18 protein-coding genes are annotated in these 17,397 nt (G+C 51.9%); 7 read left to right on the top strand and 11 right to left on the bottom strand.

Going from position 1 to position 17,397, the window contains the following annotated elements:
* Window positions 1–238: hypothetical protein (locus tag ACRZ91_RS15455; RefSeq protein ID WP_480906915.1), on the top strand; the 238-nt coding region annotated here is incomplete at its 5' end.
* Between the two features lie 139 nt (window positions 239–377).
* Here ACRZ91_RS15455 and ACRZ91_RS15450 read toward each other — a convergent pair.
* A complete protein-coding gene (locus ACRZ91_RS15450; RefSeq protein ID WP_480906913.1) occupies window positions 378–1,373 on the bottom strand; it encodes a helix-turn-helix domain-containing protein in 996 nt (331 codons plus the stop codon).
* Between the two features lie 174 nt (window positions 1,374–1,547).
* Between ACRZ91_RS15450 and ACRZ91_RS15445 the strand changes: the two genes are divergently transcribed.
* Window positions 1,548–3,191, top strand: coding sequence for an amidohydrolase family protein (locus ACRZ91_RS15445; protein ID WP_480906911.1), 1,644 nt, complete (start codon window positions 1,548–1,550; stop codon window positions 3,189–3,191).
* Window positions 3,192–3,212: 21 nt separating this feature from the next.
* On the opposite strand, the gene ACRZ91_RS15440 is transcribed toward ACRZ91_RS15445, so the two are convergent.
* Window positions 3,213–4,472, bottom strand: coding sequence for a carbohydrate porin (locus tag ACRZ91_RS15440; RefSeq protein WP_480906909.1), 1,260 nt, complete (start codon window positions 4,470–4,472; stop codon window positions 3,213–3,215).
* A gap of 355 nt (window positions 4,473–4,827) precedes the next feature.
* Between ACRZ91_RS15440 and ACRZ91_RS15435 the strand changes: the two genes are divergently transcribed.
* Window positions 4,828–5,454: a hypothetical protein gene (locus ACRZ91_RS15435; protein ID WP_480906907.1), complete on the top strand. Its 627-nt coding sequence runs from the start codon at window positions 4,828–4,830 to the stop codon at window positions 5,452–5,454.
* Between the two features lie 445 nt (window positions 5,455–5,899).
* On the opposite strand, the gene ACRZ91_RS15430 is transcribed toward ACRZ91_RS15435, so the two are convergent.
* The 4 genes from ACRZ91_RS15430 to ACRZ91_RS15415 form a co-directional block, all read right to left on the bottom strand.
* Window positions 5,900–6,418, bottom strand: a complete 519-nt coding sequence (locus ACRZ91_RS15430) for a hypothetical protein (protein ID WP_480906905.1) — start codon at window positions 6,416–6,418, stop codon at window positions 5,900–5,902.
* Window positions 6,419–6,455: 37 nt separating this feature from the next.
* Window positions 6,456–6,800 (bottom strand): hypothetical protein, encoded by a 345-nt coding sequence (locus tag ACRZ91_RS15425; protein ID WP_170478607.1) that lies wholly within the window; start codon window positions 6,798–6,800, stop codon window positions 6,456–6,458.
* A gap of 191 nt (window positions 6,801–6,991) precedes the next feature.
* Entirely contained in the window at window positions 6,992–7,624 is a 633-nt protein-coding gene (locus ACRZ91_RS15420; RefSeq protein WP_480906903.1) for a tyrosine-type recombinase/integrase, read from the bottom strand.
* Between the two features lie 98 nt (window positions 7,625–7,722).
* On the bottom strand, window positions 7,723–7,971 hold the full coding sequence (locus ACRZ91_RS15415; RefSeq protein ID WP_480906901.1) for a hypothetical protein: 249 nt from the start codon (window positions 7,969–7,971) through the stop codon (window positions 7,723–7,725).
* A gap of 360 nt (window positions 7,972–8,331) precedes the next feature.
* Here ACRZ91_RS15415 and ACRZ91_RS15410 point away from each other — a divergent pair, with 360 nt between their 5' ends.
* Window positions 8,332–8,865: a hypothetical protein gene (locus ACRZ91_RS15410; RefSeq protein WP_480906899.1), complete on the top strand. Its 534-nt coding sequence runs from the start codon at window positions 8,332–8,334 to the stop codon at window positions 8,863–8,865.
* A gap of 243 nt (window positions 8,866–9,108) precedes the next feature.
* On the top strand, window positions 9,109–9,351 hold the full coding sequence (locus ACRZ91_RS15405) for a glycine zipper 2TM domain-containing protein (RefSeq protein ID WP_480906896.1): 243 nt from the start codon (window positions 9,109–9,111) through the stop codon (window positions 9,349–9,351).
* Between the two features lie 1,083 nt (window positions 9,352–10,434).
* Here ACRZ91_RS15405 and ACRZ91_RS15400 read toward each other — a convergent pair.
* A complete protein-coding gene (locus tag ACRZ91_RS15400; protein ID WP_480906893.1) occupies window positions 10,435–11,067 on the bottom strand; it encodes a hypothetical protein in 633 nt (210 codons plus the stop codon).
* A gap of 191 nt (window positions 11,068–11,258) precedes the next feature.
* Window positions 11,259–11,630 (bottom strand): hypothetical protein, encoded by a 372-nt coding sequence (locus ACRZ91_RS15395; RefSeq protein WP_480906890.1) that lies wholly within the window; start codon window positions 11,628–11,630, stop codon window positions 11,259–11,261.
* 244 nt (window positions 11,631–11,874) lie between these two features.
* On the opposite strand from ACRZ91_RS15395, the gene ACRZ91_RS15390 reads away from it, so the two are divergent.
* Window positions 11,875–12,045, top strand: a complete 171-nt coding sequence (locus ACRZ91_RS15390) for a hypothetical protein (RefSeq protein ID WP_010438245.1) — start codon at window positions 11,875–11,877, stop codon at window positions 12,043–12,045.
* 872 nt (window positions 12,046–12,917) lie between these two features.
* Here ACRZ91_RS15390 and ACRZ91_RS15385 read toward each other — a convergent pair.
* From ACRZ91_RS15385 to ACRZ91_RS15375, 3 genes are read right to left on the bottom strand one after another with little or no spacing between them, the layout of a single operon-like run.
* Complete coding sequence (locus ACRZ91_RS15385; protein WP_480906887.1) at window positions 12,918–13,658, bottom strand: MbnP family protein; 741 nt, start codon at window positions 13,656–13,658, stop codon at window positions 12,918–12,920.
* The gene (locus tag ACRZ91_RS15380) at window positions 13,655–14,839 is read right to left on the bottom strand and encodes a cytochrome-c peroxidase (RefSeq protein WP_480906884.1); all 1,185 of its coding nucleotides are present in this window, start codon (window positions 14,837–14,839) and stop codon (window positions 13,655–13,657) included. The genes ACRZ91_RS15385 and ACRZ91_RS15380 overlap by 4 nt, the downstream gene beginning before the upstream one ends.
* Complete coding sequence (locus tag ACRZ91_RS15375; protein ID WP_480906882.1) at window positions 14,796–16,103, bottom strand: hypothetical protein; 1,308 nt, start codon at window positions 16,101–16,103, stop codon at window positions 14,796–14,798. The genes ACRZ91_RS15380 and ACRZ91_RS15375 overlap by 44 nt, the downstream gene beginning before the upstream one ends.
* Before the next feature lie 830 nt (window positions 16,104–16,933).
* Between ACRZ91_RS15375 and ACRZ91_RS15370 the strand changes: the two genes are divergently transcribed.
* Entirely contained in the window at window positions 16,934–17,365 is a 432-nt protein-coding gene (locus ACRZ91_RS15370) for a hypothetical protein (protein ID WP_480906879.1), read from the top strand.
* Window positions 17,366–17,397 lie beyond the last annotated feature (32 nt).

Genomic DNA, 17,397 nt, shown 5'->3' with positions numbered 1-17,397 from the left:
CGCTGTGCGGCGTTATAGTAAATGCGACGACGATACTTCATGGGAAACACTCCATCTTTGCTCAAAGATTAAAGTGTTGCGTCCACCTGTTGAGGGCACCCCGCAAAGCGGACATTGGAGCAAGCTGCAACGAACGTCTGCTCTGCGGACTGAGCCGTCATTCGCCGCACCTGCAACTTGGTCAGATCCGAATATCTGGAATGCGTTGAAAGCGGACTTTGTAAATCTGAACAAATGACTGAATCTACCGGACACTTAGACAAGGATCACCAAGTGGGCACTCCCGATTTCGGAATCTCACTGGGCTCTTACCTAAACACTGATATTGATTGAACCTGGTGGATTGATACTTTCATGCGCTTGGGTGCCAGACAAGTTTATTCAGGGGAGACGTTTCGCCTGAACTCGCTAGGTGTTTTACCAGTCCATTGCCGGAACGCCCGAGTGAAGGAGGCGGGTTCGGAGAACCCTATTGCTTCTCCCACTTCTTGGATCGAATGCTGTTTGTCGTTCAACAGACGCTTCGCCAGCCGCTCCTTGGTACTTCGGACTATCTCTCGAAAGCTGACTCCTGAAGCTAGAAGTTGTCTTTGCAGAGAACGCGTTGGCATGGAAAGCACCGAGGCTATTTGCTCAAGTCCCAGAGTGGCGTCGTGCAGATGGTCTTCGACCAACTTGGCGACCACAACTTCGATACCGCCACTGTAATGCGTTCCGCCAAGGCTTGTAATGTCCGCCTCAGGATCTCCGCTCAGAAGCAGCCAAGAAGCTGGAAACCGGAATTGAACATCAGCCTTCCGGCTTTGTGTGATCGAGTTCCTTGGAAGCGCCCACTTAGGAATGGCACGTGCGGAACTGACACGGACCCGGAATTCATCTGGCGCCCAATGGCCCCCCGCACATCCCTGCACAAGGCGAAGGATCATCCCTGCGAAGAACCCATCAGGTTGCTCGGGAATGACTGGAGGTGTGAAAAATCGATGCTGGGAAAGAACTGCGAATTGTCCGTCAATTTTCAGGTCGTAGTTTGCCTGATTTGTCAGACGTGGCGCATCAACGACAAGAGCCGTAAGATACTCTACCAGCATGGCGCCAGAAGGTCGGAGGACCTCCAAATTGGCAAGTTTTGGAAAAGGCGTCGTAGCGCCAATCTGGTAACCTAGAGTTGGATTGCCCAGCACCTCGGCGACAGCGTTCGCGAATGAGTAGGAGACTTTGGATGGGACATACTCTTCATCGAGCGACGCCCATTCCGCCCCGATTTTATGCTGAACCTGCTGTTCCGGAATGCCGCCTTCCCTTAGAGCATTCCGAAAAGGAACCAACATACTGGCTCGAACCAGCGGGATTTCTGTCTTCACACATTTTTTCATGAGTTGTTGGTCTCAACCTGCTGCAATTTCGTCAATATCGTTATTCTAACGAATTGTTATATTGCGCCAAAATTCGCCTTCCATCTGATATATGGACAAAACATGGCAGCTAAAATCTGACAAAATCCATAGGAACCAGAGCATCTTAGACTCCAGAAACGGGGAGCCAATCACATGAAGAACGTCATAGCCGCGATATCGTTGACCCTAGTAAGCACCGCAGTATCTGCTCAGGATTGCGACCTTGCTCTGCTGAATGGCCGGGTCATGGACCCAGAAACCGGGTTCGATGCCGTCCGGAACGTTTGCGTAAAAGGGGATCGGATTGCGGCTATTACAGAGGAACCCATCTCCGGCAAAGAAACACTAGATGTAAGCGGGCACGTTATGGCTCCGGGGTTCATCAACACACATTCTCATTCCTTTGCGCCGTTTGAGCAGGCCATGATGGCTCGGGATGGAACGACGACGCTGCTGGATATCGAGGTAGGAGTGGCTAATGTTCCGTTCTTCTATGATCGCTACAACGAAGATTCGCTCTTGAATTTCGGTGTCGGCGTCAGCCACGAAGAGGTGCGCCGGGTCATCATGGATGGTATGAGCCCCGAGGAGACTTCCGACCCGACCTATGTCCTGACCTCGCGTGCCTATGCCGAGGCAATGGCGAAGAAGACGGGCGGCGCATCCAAATGGGCCGTGGAAGTACCGTCGGACGAACAGCACAAGGAAATCCTGCGCATGTTCGAACAGGGCATTCGTGAGGGAGCAGTCTCAGTCAACACTACAGTCGGATACATGGGATACGGCACACCCACCTACGAGATATTCGACCTACAAAAACTAGCGAAGAAGTACGACCGGATCTTTGGTGCACATACCCGCTTTGGTCCGACCGAAAGCCTGCCAACTGACTACACAATCGGAGTGCGTGAAGTTGTCGCCAACATGGTTGTTCTCGAAGGCGCAGCGGTCATGTCTCACATGCAGAACTCCGAGTGGCAGGAGACCTATGAGATCTGTCAACGTTTGCAGGAGAAAGGCTATACCATCTTCTGCGAGTATTATCCTTCGGTCTTCGGAAATCCCAATATCGCCACCCCGCAATTGATGTCACCGGAACTTCGGGCGGCCAACAATATGGACCCGACCTCGACTATCTACAACCCGCAGACCGGCAAGCCCTTCTCATCAGAAGAGGAGTTCGAAAAGATGCAGGCAGAGAACCCCGGCATGGGGGTTTTTGTTCTGGTTCGAGATGAGAAGTGGCTGAACCAGTGGCCCTATATGAAAGATGTCGCAATCGGCAACGACGTGATCACCTATTTCGACAAGGACGGGAACGTACTGCCCGAGGACGCCGACCCGAGCCTCTATGGTGGCCATCCCAGAAATGCACGGAGCTATTCATATGTCTTCCGGCTGGCCCGCGAACTGGGCATTCCCCTCATGAACATCGTCAACAATGCCTCCTACACACCAGCCAAGTATCTTTCACGCCTTGGCCTCAAGTCGATGCAGGAGCGTGGTCGCATGCAGGAAGGGATGATTGCCGACATCACGATCTTTGACCCAGAAACCATCGCCGACAATGCAGACATGAAGATCGGTAACCGGGCAAGTTCACCCACCGGGATACCGCATGTTCTGGTCTCGGGAACCTTCGTTGTTAGGGACGGAGAAAGCCAGATTGGTGCCCGACCCGGACAGCCCATTCGCTATGAGCCAATCACCGACGGCGACATCGTCCTCGACTATGATGACAAGCAATACCAGTGGCACGCGGAGATCCCGGATCATGAGGATACGAGGAGGGACTAGGGTGCCATTTCGACCTAGCTCTCAGAGATTGATCCGCAACCGCAAACCGAAAACCAGCGGATCGTTCGTGTTTGATCCTGGATTATTGAGATACTGCACATCAGCAGTCAAGGCCAGGTTGTCGGCAAGATCAAGGCGATAGAAGGCTTCAATGGTTGTCTGGTTGGGCAGACCAGGTGTCGTCAGTTCTGCAACAGTTGCAGCGAGGCCGAAGAGGTCGTCGTAGGCGCCCGGCCGCCACAACAGGCCCGCATTGACAGCCCTCTTTGCCAGCGCCCCACCACCATTGGACCAGCCCAGTCGCCCGAAGATCATCACTTGGCTATCGAATGTGTAGTTGGCCGAAAGCGTTGCTCCGTAGGTTTCTGGCACGCCAGCCTGGGCCCGTTCGTCGGTGTGGAACAGTCCCAGATGCACATTGGTCAGAAAGCGTTTGGAGCGCTCAGGTGTCCAGCCGATCTCGGCATATTTGTAAAACTCGGCCCCGTCAGGGAACCATTCGACATCCGTGAGTGAGCCGTTGGCGTCGGAAGCCAAGCCGAGCAGGTAAATCTGGTCGGTCAGGTAGCCTCCGCCAGCAATACCAAAGCCCGGGTCGGGGATCGGCAGAACCGGGCTGAACAGGATCGAAAAGTTGGAAAAGGTCGTCCGCGGGTTCACGTATCCAAGGATGTCCGAATAGTCCCCCGGGTCGATCCGGCCCACGGCAAGTCCAGCGCGACCACCAGCGAGAGTCTGCTGCCAATAAGCGACGGACAGAGTTGTGTCTGTGTCACCGAAAGTCAGCCCGGTAACGCCCTGATACCCGATCTGCGCAGGCAGCGCCGAAGGCGCAATGGGCTGACCAAGCTGGTGCCGGTTCTCCAGAATGAAGACGAGACTTCCTGGGTTCTCGCCAGCTCGGTTTGCCAGCTCCCAAGTTCCGATCATTCTGAGCTGGCCAGAGGCAGCCTTATCTTGGCCGTTCAAACTGTGGGAACTGTGCTGATACATCGCCTGATAGTCAAAGCTGAGGGCAAGCCCTGTGTTTTCCCTTAGACGAGCGAGCGCAGTTTCAGCCGGATCGATGGTTCGGTCCAAGCCAGGCCAACGCGAGTCCTCTAGTCTACGCAGACGGTCAGTTTCCTGTTGTGCACTGGCAGACCCGGGGCCGCCAAGAGACGCTTGGGCTGCGGCTTCAAGTTTGGTCGAATCCTGAGCAGTTGCAGGGCTGTTCAATGACAAGACAGCAATAATGAGGCTCAGTACAGGCGCGAGGCGTGAGACACGGTATAGAAGCATCAAAAGGCATTCACTTTTTGGCTTTGACTGTCTTTCTCGCCCCCCCCCAGAGGCACCGGATCGAAAAACTTAGCTTCAATCAATTTACCCTTCTATTTAACCGTCGTCACTCGGTAAAACTACAGTCGCCGGGGCTACGAAGTAGGACCGAAGAACCAGATTGAACGACTGGCATTCCTTGATTGACCTACGTCAGGCTAGCTCCGGTTTAAATCCGACCGACTGCCGACGGGTCAGGTTGTCAGAACTTGTGTGGCTATTCGCTGAGCCGTTGCATGCTAAAAGTGCCTTCGAAAAGCATGACCAACTGGTTTGACCGCTTCTTTGTCGGACCAAGACTGTTCCAGAGGTCACCATGGAGATTGAAATAAAGCCACTCGGCTTAGTTCATCTGGAGTCCGCCTTCAGCCTGGCCACACAAACGTTCGCGGAAGCAAGCACGCTTCATCGCGCTCTGAAGATCGGACTGAACGAATACAAGGAATACCTGCGCGATCCCTTCGAGTTGATGGTGAAAGAAGGGCTGTCAGTTGCAGCGACAAACAGCCACTCGGGCCATCTTGTGGGTTGCCTCATCGTTACTGATTTCGCTCGGCAGCTCGTCGAAGAAACCAATGATAACCCCAAATTCTCGCCCTTATTGGCCCTTACCAAAGACCTGTGTCGCCAATACCAAAGTAAGAGGGATGTATCTTTTGGAGAAGCTATTCTCGTGGATATGGCGGCGGTATCGAAAGAAGCCGCTGGGAAAGGTGTCTATCAGAAGATGCGGGCTGCCGCGCATGACCTAGCCCGAAGCCAAGGGTTTCAATTGGTAATGGGAGAATTGTCATCCGCAGCAACCCAACACGTTGTTCTGGAATTGCTAGGCCACAGAAAGATGGCAGAAATCCCCTTTGCAGAATTCCAGTTCGGTGAAGAGCATCCGTTTCAAGCAATCAAAGAGCCACCAAGCATCATTCTTTCAGAAGGCAAGCTGTGATGGTTTGGCTCATGCCAGCGTTTAAAATCGAGCCAGTATCTCCCGCATTTGCGCAAATTTACTCGCGACGGCCAAGGTCCGCATTGGGCAGGGTACGGTCGAATGCGCTTGCGGCATTGAGGCTGTCTAACTGTGGCAGCATTGGGCTCGAAGCAGTCGTTCGGCAGAATTCAATGAATGCCTGCTACGCGGACATAGTGTGCATTCAGCGCTCGCTTTTGAGCGACTGCAATGTTGCGAAAGCCGATGACTAGTCTAGCTGCTTTGAGCCAATGGTTTTAGCAGTGAAGTAAGCTGTCAGGTGTTGACAGATATTCGTGTTACTAAATGGCGGCTACATATTACTTGAACTTTATTCGCCGGACAAAAGCGTTGCGATTTTGATGTCTTTGGCTCCATGAATGGTTTGTGCGGAAAGCGACGACGCCTGCTCAGCGTTTTGACACTACTGTTTTGGAATCATGCTCTGGATCTGCGCAGAAATCTCCATGACTGGAACCCCCGCAACTTCTGCGTTTTCGGTCAAATCCCACCGATGCAACGTCGCCTCCAATGCCGCTTCAAAGCTGCCATCTTCCCCGACCTTGCCATTAGAGATACTTGCTTCGCCCAGATCCTCACGCATGACCCACAACTCGGGATTGCTGCCCCCTGTCCGGTAAAACTGCACCTCTTGAACAAGAGCCATCGGCCCCATGCTCAGTACATCCACGGAAACACTGGGCCATCCAGGCATTCCGGCGTCAGAGACGACGTGCCCTTCGACGGACAACATGGTTGGTCCCCCGGCATCCATCCAGAACGCATAGGGCTTGCCGTACGGCTCTTGCAGCACCTGCATATCCAGTGTCTCGCCCCCTACGGTCACTTTGACTGATCCGAGCGCGCTCCACCCTTCTGAAAGTTCACCGGCTTGGCAAAATGCCGGAATGACTAAAGAAACTGCAAATAAAATAGACCGCATTGTTGCTCCTTAAGTTTCCTAGGGCGGTGCAGCTGACTCAGTTTGCGCAGGTCTTAATTGCATCCCGGTGTGCCGAACCGAAGGCGTTTATCTGGTTGAGAGCCTCGGTCGCGCCGACACCCGCTGCAGTCGCGTGGTTCTTGGTGGCGATGTCCCAGGCATCGACAAGACTGCTTCCTTCGCCTTGTTGCTCGAGCGCCGTCGCGCTGGCAGCGGAGTAGTATGCAAAATCCTTATAGCCAATTTCGTCCTTGAGCGTCTCGGTCGCGCATTCGCAAACACCAGCGTCATTGTACGCCAGACAGACTTCCGTAACCGGATCCGCGTTGACCACCTGCGCGCCAACGCAAAAAAGCCCCAAGAAGAAAACGAACCTTTTCATGTCACTACTTTCTCAAGTGGCTCCACGCTGGACCATACTCGGTTTTCGAGTCAAGGGCGCGCTGTTCCACGAACCAAGACCTAAATTGGCTGAAACGTCATGTCTCCTTCGGGCTCGAAGCGGAAGATTAACGGGAGATTCCGAAAGTCTGCTTGGGAGCGGCGAGCGGACGATCCCGCCCGCCTAAAAGGTTAAAGATCGATGCGTTCGGCAATACTAAGCGCGTCTTCAAGCTCGACGCCAAGGTAACGCACCGTACTGTCCACTTTGCTGTGACCGAGCAGAAGTTGAACGGCACGTAGGTTTCCGGTCTTTCTGTATATCAAAGCCGCTTTGGTGCGCCTAAGCGAATGCGTGCCGTAGCTGGACGGATCGAGACCAATCGCTGACACCCATTCCCGGACAAGCCTAGCGTATTGCCGGGTCGAAAGATGCGGCAAAGCATGCATACGACTTGGAAACAGATACCGTTGTCCATGCATATATTGAGAAGAGACCCATTGCGACACGACTTCACGTGTATTCTCCGTCACTTCAAATTGCACTGGCTTCGCAGTTTTGCTTTGAACAACGGATACCCGATCGCGAACAGAATTGCCGACGGCGAGATCGTTAACCCTCAGGCGGACGAGATCGCACCCGCGCAACTTGCTGTCGATGGCAAGATTGAACAATGCTAGGTCTCTCAGCTTGTTTGCAAGTTCGAGCCGAGCGCGAATGGCCCAGACTTGCTTTGGCTGCAATGGCCGCTTTTGTCCAACTAGTCTGCCTTTGTTCCAGGGCGGACGACGCGTTGTGACAACGGGAAGTAGAGATTTGGACATCTTAGATCTCCGTCCATTCCCTTCCGTCCCAAGCATCGAAACTGTGCCGACAGTTGCAGTCTAATTGCCCCTCGCGTGTCTTCGGCACAGGAAAGTTCTCAGGTTTTCTCAGGCGGTTCAAAGCCGGGTTGCATGTCAAGGATTTCTGAGGCAAGTTGCCCAATCACTTCGAGAAGTTCGCCGTATCCCCTCATTGAAAGGTCGATGTTCATTGTGGCGTCGGAGTCAGCGACACCCATCCTAGCCAATATCTTGAGTGCTTTGTCGTAGGTGTCGGGCGATGTAGGAACGTCGAAGATTGGTCCAGAAACACTTTCCCGGTTCACGCTGGCGCGTTGTTCAGTCATTGCTGTTTCTATCTAGTAGCGGAAAATTGGTTTACAATTTTGCATACTGTGTATTAAAAATATGTACATGGTTAAAATAAAACAATACTCTGTAATTAATAATGCATACGAGGTTACAATATTGACTCCCGAGCAGCTTAGAATGGCGCGTAGTGCGCTAAGGTTAGGAACTCGCGAACTAGCTGAAATGGCAGGGGTTTCCTTCACCACTATCAATCGCTTCGAGACGGAAAAAGGAGGTCTACAGCATTCAAATGCAGAGACCATTCGAAAGTCTCTTGAAGCCCAAGGCATCCAGTTCCTTGACGAAGGAGACACGGCCGATGGAGTCGGGGTAGTGCTTTCAAAGAAAGGTTCGGAATGAAGCTATCAAGCGCCCTCACCCGAACTGCAGTGCTTTGTGCCTTTTTGCTGCCAAGCGCAACGGTGGCTTCACCTGATTGGACTTGCATAGAGCCAGCGCTGAGAGACGAGCTGGAGCTTAAGTTCAAGTTTCAGGACGACTTTGCCAAATTGGTATCCACCGAGCGTCCCGAGTTTGGTGGGCTTGCCCAACTAGTGGCAAAAGCTACGAAAATAAACTTCACAATGCGGCTTTCCCGAATAGTCTGGCTTTGGGAATATGATCCAAGCCGCTTAGCTTCACCCAATGACTTTTGGGTGCTTGATTGGCGCGACGACGATATGTCTCAATGGCTCGAAGCCGACCCGGCAAACGCTGTTTCTCAGACGCAATTTGAGGCTCTGCAAGGCTCAATAAATGAACATCCCAACTTGCCCGATTTCCGAGTTTACGTTTCGGACAATAGGGTCATCAGCCCATATCTGGAATTATACACTTCATTTGGAGAAGACACTCAAGTCGCTCGCGAAATTGTAGCGAGTTGCTACTGACGCCAAACCCGTAATGCAAGAATGAGCCATTGGTGGGTAACGGCGGCCTGCGCTTCGGGAGACTGGCGAACTGAGACTTAGAAAACTCAAGGAGATTGGGTTACGGGCGAGGGGCTGGACCCAGAGTTCCCTTTATTAAGATTTAGTTAAGCTCATATCGCACAGACGCTGATACCTTGTACTATAGACGACCAAGAGCCACCTACTCAGACAACTAATTCGGTAATTTGAGAGGCAATCGAGATGAACAAAGTACTGTTAACCTGTGCACTTGGCATTTCACTGCTCGTGGCTGCATGTGGAGCACCGACGACGCCCACTCAGGCACAGGTACAGCATGACGCACGCTGTGCTGCAGGTATCTTAGGTGGTGCTGCCCTTGGGGGAGTGGTTGGAAACCGGTTCGGTGGCGGAACAGGCCAGACTCTGGCGACCGCAGCGGGTGCAGGCGTTGGTATGTATGCAGGGCAATCAGCCTGCAACTAACAAATTTTTGATCGAAGACTCTGAAGTCCACTTAATATCTAACCTGTGTAACCCGCGTCACTGACCGCCCACTCAGAATCGGACACACTGCCTGCATTAACGAGTAAGCGTTGGTGTATTTGAGAACGCTAGGTTTTGGTAATTCATTTGGTGGGGCGCGCTTGTGGTGGGTGCGCCCCTTTTCTTACCTCGATTTGACCGAGCTTAACGATACCCTTGAGAAGGAAAAACAAACTTCCTGTGCTAAGCAACATAAAAGCCAAAGAGGGCTTTCACTGTAACTGGGTAACGCACTTGATTTGGCAGTCTTCGCCTACGTCAAGCTGACGCCCGGTTTCCGCATAATTGATTGCCGCCAGTGCTTCGCAAACAACAACTGCGCTATCGACCAATCTGTTCCCTCTGGAATCTGGCAACACCGTAGTGAACCCGTCAAAGAGCACTTCGTCACGCTGTTCGGAAATTCCCTGCGCTCTGATGGACGCAATTCTCAGCGCTTGTGACATGTCAATGATTTTCAATAAATAGCAGTCCTGCCTTCTAAGAGCCAAGCGCTCGGCTGCTTCAGCTTGTGCAACAACACTCAGATAATCACCTTTGAGAGCATAAACTTAAGCCCAGAGTGCCCTGAATATCGGTTCACTAATTAGCTGTGTATTCTCCCGTAAGTGGCTTTCAATTGTTTTTTGGGGATCTTCACCAAGATTGCGAAGCTCATCGAGAAAGAACGTCTCGGAAATCTCGACCACCATGTCTCTATTCGCGCTTCCCACCCACGTGCTGCAACCATCTGATGACTGTGCGGTTGAGGCCGAAAACGTCAGGAATACAGTAGCTATCGATTTCCATCTATGAGTACTCAATTGATTTTTCCTAAATAAATTCGGTCGCTTTCTGGTGCGTAGATAGCATTGCCACAGGGGCCTGCAATGCGCCTCACCCTCGATTCTGCAATTGACACCGTCAACCGATAACAGACTAGGCGCGTGTATTGCGCAGAAAACCCTGTTTCGACGCCAACCCCTGCAAAAACCGCTAAACCTGCTAAACGGTGCCGTTTGAACTGTTCTGTCCGGCCAGGAATTAGCGTGCTCGACATTCATTCATCAGCGCTTGGATTGATTGCTTTAGCTCCTTAGCGTCACGCCCAACAAGCTTATAGGCTCTTGTTAACGGCCCTACACTCAGTCCGGCGGGACAATACTCAGTCGTCCCAAGTGAATGAAAGTCACTGGTGTCGTACGACTGAGAAAGGTTTTCGCTGGCCGCGATCGCAGCCGCCTGTCCGCGCCCATACTTCGTCCTGGCAGACTGAAGGTGTGCTTCAGCCTCTTTTTTAATTTCTTCCGTCTGAGTTTCCCACTCGCCAACCGGCTTCCAGTTCACAAAAATTGACCACGTATCGCCATCGGATTTGCTGATGTCGCCAATTTCCGCTTCGTGATGGCGAAGGTCTATGTATGTGCTGAATGCCTGTAGTGTTGAACCGTTTTCACATGCTTTGGTATCTTTGCGATACATTCTGATTTCGCATTGCTCCACAGAGACCTCGAATTGGTCGAACCTCGATCCCGCGTAGCTCAACTCAAGTGCGTTAGCCACTTTTGCGTCGGCGTCCTGCACCCAAACCGGTTGCACGTAGTGACGCAAAGCAAACGAAAAAATCGCAAGAAACCAGAGCGCGAGCCACACCTCGCCCTTTCCAATCTGACCCAAGAACCGTCTCCGCTTATACTGGAATTATTTTTGCACCCACAGGTTGAGCGTATCAACCCGATTGCGAATAACCGCCAGAAGGCAGGCCTTTCCTCAATTTCTTTGAAGCGGTCCAGAGCGGGGTGCTTCCAGATTAGATGACACCCAATTGAAAGCCCCACATCGGACGCAATCGGTGCAGGGCCAGTGCACTAACGAGTAAGGCTAAATGCAGTCGCTCGCGACAAGTCAACTATGGTGTTCCCGTAAGTCGTCATTAGCACTCGCAATATTTGATTATGTTGGTTCAGTTCTTCAGTCGTAGGGCTAAGCGCGCCACTCTCCATCAGTTCTTGCATGTCGCGCAAATCTTGCGGGTCTTGGTGCTCGTTGAGAAAATCAAATGTCCATTCCGCATTTGGTGGATGATCCGACGAGTCTGCCCATTCTTCAAATTCGAGATCCAAATCATTGGCATCCAAGTTCGTACTCAAATCATTGGTGTTAATCGCATAATCCTGTGATCTTGCTTCAAGCACATATGAATTTTCCATGTCAAATGTGACGTCACTAAAGTCAAACATTGCCGCACTCCATGAACTTTATGAAGTCGGGAAGTGTTATAGATGAAGTCGCGTTATGGTTTGAAAAAGCCAAAGTTAATTTTGCTTAATGTGCGTTAATCCTTTGTAGCGCAATCGTATGCTATCCAGTCCGACGGGTCTTATAACATTGAGCGGAACCGTATCGAGGCCAAAACAGCCGCCTATCAGAAACACGCACTTTCAGGTATGCATGTCGTATTGATTAAAGCTTTGAGGTGTTTCCATGACCACTGTGCGCACCCCGACTGAATACCGCGCCGCCTTGCGAGAGATTGAGTATCTATGGGGATCGGAACCAGATACCGAGGAAGGCAAGCAGCTTGCGGAGTACTTGTCAGCGGTAGAGCAATACGAGCGGCTGAACACCACAGAACCAGTGTTGCAGGGATTGTGACGCTCAGACGCGAAATGGTGGCGTGTGGGCGAGAGAAAGGGCTCAAGCGATAGAAGCGGTGCAGTGGTGCAACAGGTCAAGCTTCAAGTACCGTTCATGCCCTCAACCATAAGTAATATGCATAGATAGTTGAGCGGATTGACGCCTTGAGCAAGGCAGGCTTCCGCCACGTAAATCATGACGTTCTTTTCGGTCATCGACGGTTGCCCTAAGTCCAATGTGAGACTTGCTTGGGGGCAAAACATGAAACTAAGTGCGATTGAAGTCGTCTGTATACTATTGGCGAGTGCAGCGGCAGTAGCGGGTTTTTTAGGAGCGGCAAACGCCCTGATTACAGCTATCTGAGCAGATGCCCCGATGCTGTGTAGCTAATTTACTGAACAGGATGCGGTATCCAACCTTGTTAGGAGTGGAAGAAGAGTTGACGCTTATCCAGATTGTGGCGTTTTCTCGGTCAGTCATTTGTGTGCACTTTAGCGGGAATAGGCGCTGATATCATTGGATAATCCGGCTTAACTCCCCCCCCTACGGATTTTACAGGCCGGGTGCTGGTGTCCATGTTGTGGGGCATGGCTGTTGCAGACCTAACTATCCTTGAGCTCTATTGCGTGATTGCTGCGTCTGGGTTGCTATTTACCTCTATTTGCTGGGCGTTATGGGGTGTGGCAACAGATACCGATAGACAGCTTTCTCCGCTTGGCTGGGCGCTCTTGGTCTCGCCTCTTTGGGCGTTGTAATAGGCCCCGCGCTATACGGAGCCGATAGGGGTTCTATCCTGCTATGTCCAACACAAGGACGGCAAAATTCTGAATAAATGAGTCACCTAGCCACTCGACGGACGCCTGTTAGTAAGTTTTCCGCAAGGTTCACCATTAATTACCCCAGGTGGGATTAATCATCTGGGCGTAATTCGTTGCCAAGAGTGCCGCGTCGGACCTGTCCATCTTTACGGTTTGTAGCTCGGTCATGTCGATGACCTCCTCTCCGGAAAAGAGTTTCATGACGTCCACGGAAAATGTCAGCGGTCTGTTTTCATCCCGTTCAACGGAAGTTGGCACCACAAAGTCGAGATCCTGGCGATTTTCGTTAAAGCCGACATGGTAGACCAATGGCATTACAGCCCCGTCCATTTGGATAGCCCCCTCGACCAGAACAAATTTGTAGCCGATGTTCCAGTTCCAAGCCATGCGGTTATTGGGATCAAGGTCGCCACGTACTTCGATAGACCCGTTTGCGGCTTCATCAATCCCAATGGACATCGAGATCCTTGATATCTGTCGCAAAGGCACTTTCGGTAGTACCACATTGAATTGCGGCGTGCTGCGGTCAAACCTCAACAAATGGTAGCTGTTTTCTACGACATGTACCTTGTCACCGTCAGCCAGTTTGATGTTGGAGATGTAGACACGGAAATCACGAAGGCGGAACATCTCTGTTCCGCCGGGATTGGTGTAAGCGAAGGTGTCGAATTCAATCGGCTCGCCATTTGCTTCGGCTACAAAAATCAGTTTCAGGGGCCTGGGTTTCGTTCGAAAATCAAAGGCAAAAACTATTATGGCTGCTAGGACTAAAGTGGAAACGGCAACGACGCTGAGTCTGTTTAGGCGTTTCATTGTGTCTCTTCCTCAAATGGGTTTGAAAACTTTGGCTCCGTCAGAAATGCCTCATCCGTCAAAGTGTGGAGAAACGCGATAATTGCATCGACTTCTTTGGGCGCGAGGCCGAGGCCGTGTGCAGCAATGGGATCTGCGACGGTATTATCCGCTTCAAGGATCAAAGGGCTAAGTGTATCGCTAAACCGAATGCCGGAATTGTAATGCGTGAGCACTTCGCTAAGGGTCGCGAACCGGCCATCGTGCATGTAAGGCCCTGTAACCGCTATGTTTCGAAGTGTCGGCGTCTTGAACTTTCCCCGATCCAAGATGTCGCCGGTCACCGCCTCAAGTCCGCGGCCCAGGTCCTGTTCGGCATCAAGGCCGTTGTTAATAAAGCCATCCCAGCCATCCGAAAATCCAGCTGTCACGAACTGACTGTGACAGTCGATGCAGTTTCCGCCACGCAAGGAGACCTTAACGTCTGGATGCGCCATGAACAGTTTGCGCCCGTGCTCTTCTTGCGGCGAAAGACGCAGTTCGCCACGCAAATATCGATCGTATTTGGAATTCGCGGAAATCAACATTCGCATAAAGGTTGCCAGCGCGCGGGCGACGTTATCTTCCGACACCTCGCCGTAGGCTTTCCAGAACATCTCGGGATATTCAGGCGCGCTTTTTAGCTCGCGAACAAGTTCGTCCAGCGGTTGCTGCATTTCATCCGGATTTATCAATGGCTGCAGTGCCTGGTGTTCAAGCGTCGGACTTCGACCGTCCCAGAAAAACCGGCGCGGTCCCCAAAGAAGATTGGCAAGGCTCATGCTGTTGAAGGCAAGCTCCTTTCCGCCATGCCCCAAGGCGACTGGTTGGCCATCCGTAAAGGCGCGCTCCTGTTGATGGCATGTTGCACAAGACATGCTGTTGTCGCCGGATAACATGGGATCATAAAACAACCGCCTGCCAAGCTGAAAAGCTTCTTCTGTCAGAGGGTTATCTTCCGGGATCGAAAAACGGCCAAACACAAATGGTGCTTTGAAATCTGCGATGGCTGTCGGCACAGGAGGAGATCGTGAGATCCAAAACGCAGACAGTAATGCAATAAAGATCGCCAGGCAAAGCCCGGCGATCCCGAGTTTCATTTTGATGTTTCGGCGCTTTTTAGTGGTGGTGAACGAACCCTGCGCCAAAAAGCCCTTCGACATTGTCGACACCTTTTTTGTAGCGCTCACGGAAATTCACCGTGGCTAGCCGTTCGCCGGTGGCAAGGTCGTGGACGGTTATCGTGTGTGCGTTGAGTCCGGCGATAAAGTCCACATCTGTCGGGTCGTTTGCTTTCGCGTCGCCAAGATTGAGAAGATTGTTCTGGATGGCGATCACCTCACGTCCTGACTTAGTGGTGAAAAAGATCATGTGGTGCGCACCTGCATCGGCGACGATGTCAGGTCCTGACGAAACCAGCTTGGGCAGCTTTGAAAGATCATATCGTTTCACCACGCCCGGAAGCGCGTGACTGATAAACAACTCAGTGTCGTTGCCGTAGAATTCGAGTGGCACCGCAGTTCCGTTTTGGACACCGCTGTAGACCACTTCAGCTGGCCCGAAAGTTTTAGCTTCGGCGTCATACGGAATTGACCATGTTTCAAAGCCGAACATGGTATTTACAAGCACTGCCGGTTCGATGTCTTCGTGGATCGACGGTCGGGCAAACAACACTTCGACGGGCGAAGACGGGAAACCGACTGGCATCTCGCCTTGCACCTCAATCGTCTGGACCGGTTCGAGCGCGTTGAGGTCGATGATCGTTACCGTATTGCCAACACCGGTGGCGAGATCTGGGTGAACAGTGGAAGTTACAACCATCCTGTCGTCAAAGGCCGAGATGCCATGTGGATACAGGATGTAAGGCGCGTTTTCCCCAACTTCACTTTTCCGCGCCTCTATCACCTTGATGACCTCATTGGTCTGCGCGTCGAACACGCCAACCGTACCGCCATCGGCTTGGCCAAGGCCGCCCATGAAAGTGACAAACATGTACTCAGTTCCGTTTGACCGGGTCCACATGATGTCTTCGCCCACCATCTGGCCGGCAGTGTCGAGGCACTGAATGCCGGTCACTTCGGGCGCGCCGGTTGAGTCACGCGCCAATCCGATCTCCGCAAGACTACATTTGGGATCTAAACCAGTGGAATAAAGCCGTCCGTTAGGGCTGTAGTAAAGATGGTGAAGCGGATGCTCAAGTTCCGGCTGCTCTACTTCGCTGATAATTTTGCCGAAATCTTCGGTCTCTGGATCCAATTCGACTATAGCCACGCTGTGGCTTGCGCTGAGCGTCGGTAGTGAGCGCAACAACACCATTGCGCGACTTTCTTCACGGACCTGAGCCTGAGCACTCGCCGTCAACACACCAACAATAAGCGCAGTGTTGCTTGCTGTCAGGGCGGCGAATTTCAACGAAAAATCAAACATAATTCCCCCCTCTGCAAAACATAAGCAGTACGAGCATCATTGCAGATCAGACGGTTCCAGTCGAGAATATCGTATTTGAGCGAGACGCGAGCATGTGTTGGCTATAAAATTGAGGGCAGAGTTCTCAGCGATTCCCACCGCCCAAATTTCCATTTTTTTGAATAGTCCTTAAAACCATTGGAACCTGATGCCGAAGTTGAGCAATAGGTGTTTGTAACGAAATGGCTATGACCACTTTGGGCTCAGAGCCAACATCCGACTAAACCGGAGTGATGACTTAGAATTCGTCAGCTTCTGACAGTTGGCCCGCCAACCCCCCATTTATAGTGGGCTGAATATGGCGGGCCACATGTGGTATACTGCGCTGGCCTCCCAAATTGGGAGTAGGGGAAGAACCCACCGTCTCACAAATGATTGAGAGTGAAGGTGGTGAGGGGCTGGATGAGGGGGTCTTAGCCAGCCCCTCTCTCTTGAGGGGGTATACGGAGTGGTAGTGTTGTTCCGTTGAATTCAATCTACCCTGTTAGTGCCTTGTCCGAAATTGGGGGATTCCCGTAGACCCCTTATTTTCTTATCCCAGACACAATTCAAACAAGCTGTACCGATACAAAGCAGGAGCGGCGTGCCTTGATGGAGATTGGCGATTTCTATGAAGGGGTACGCGTTCGGCGCGTCGTACCTTTTGAAACGAAGATAAAACTGTTTGTGCAAACGAGCCATCGACACGAATTTATTCAAAAAAGCTGGTCCGAAACGTGCAATCTAGCTTAGCCTTACAGGTACGGATATCTGACAACGCATACCATGCCCATTTTCGAGGAAGAGGCCCAATGTTTAACAGAACTCTCTGCATGGGGATCACCTTTGCCTTGTTCGTTACGACCGGTCTAAAGCCAACAACCGCGAATGCCAGTGATGCTGGAGACGTTATCGCAGGTGTCGCACTCGGGGTTTTAGGGGCATCCATAGCGCGGCATCACCACCATCATGGGTCGCATTATCAGAAGCACCCAAGTCTTTCTCCAGAGGAAAACGCAGTCGGGCTTTGTATGCACCGAACGCATGCCGCAATGACCAATCAGGGCTACTACGCCGTGGATTTCCAACGCACACTCTCGTACACGACAAATGCAGACGGGATTGATTTAATTGATTTGGAAGTCGCGAGATCCAGCGATAGTACCGATGCCCGCTCCTACATAAAAGCTCACTGCGCAATTCAAAACGATGCCGTGGTCAATTTCAGGTACTCAAATTACTGAGTAAAGCTACGGGCAAACATAAGATGCTACGC

The sequence above is a fragment of the Ruegeria sp. O11 genome, assembly GCF_056535285.1.
This window is presented reverse-complemented; position numbering and strand designations above follow the sequence as displayed.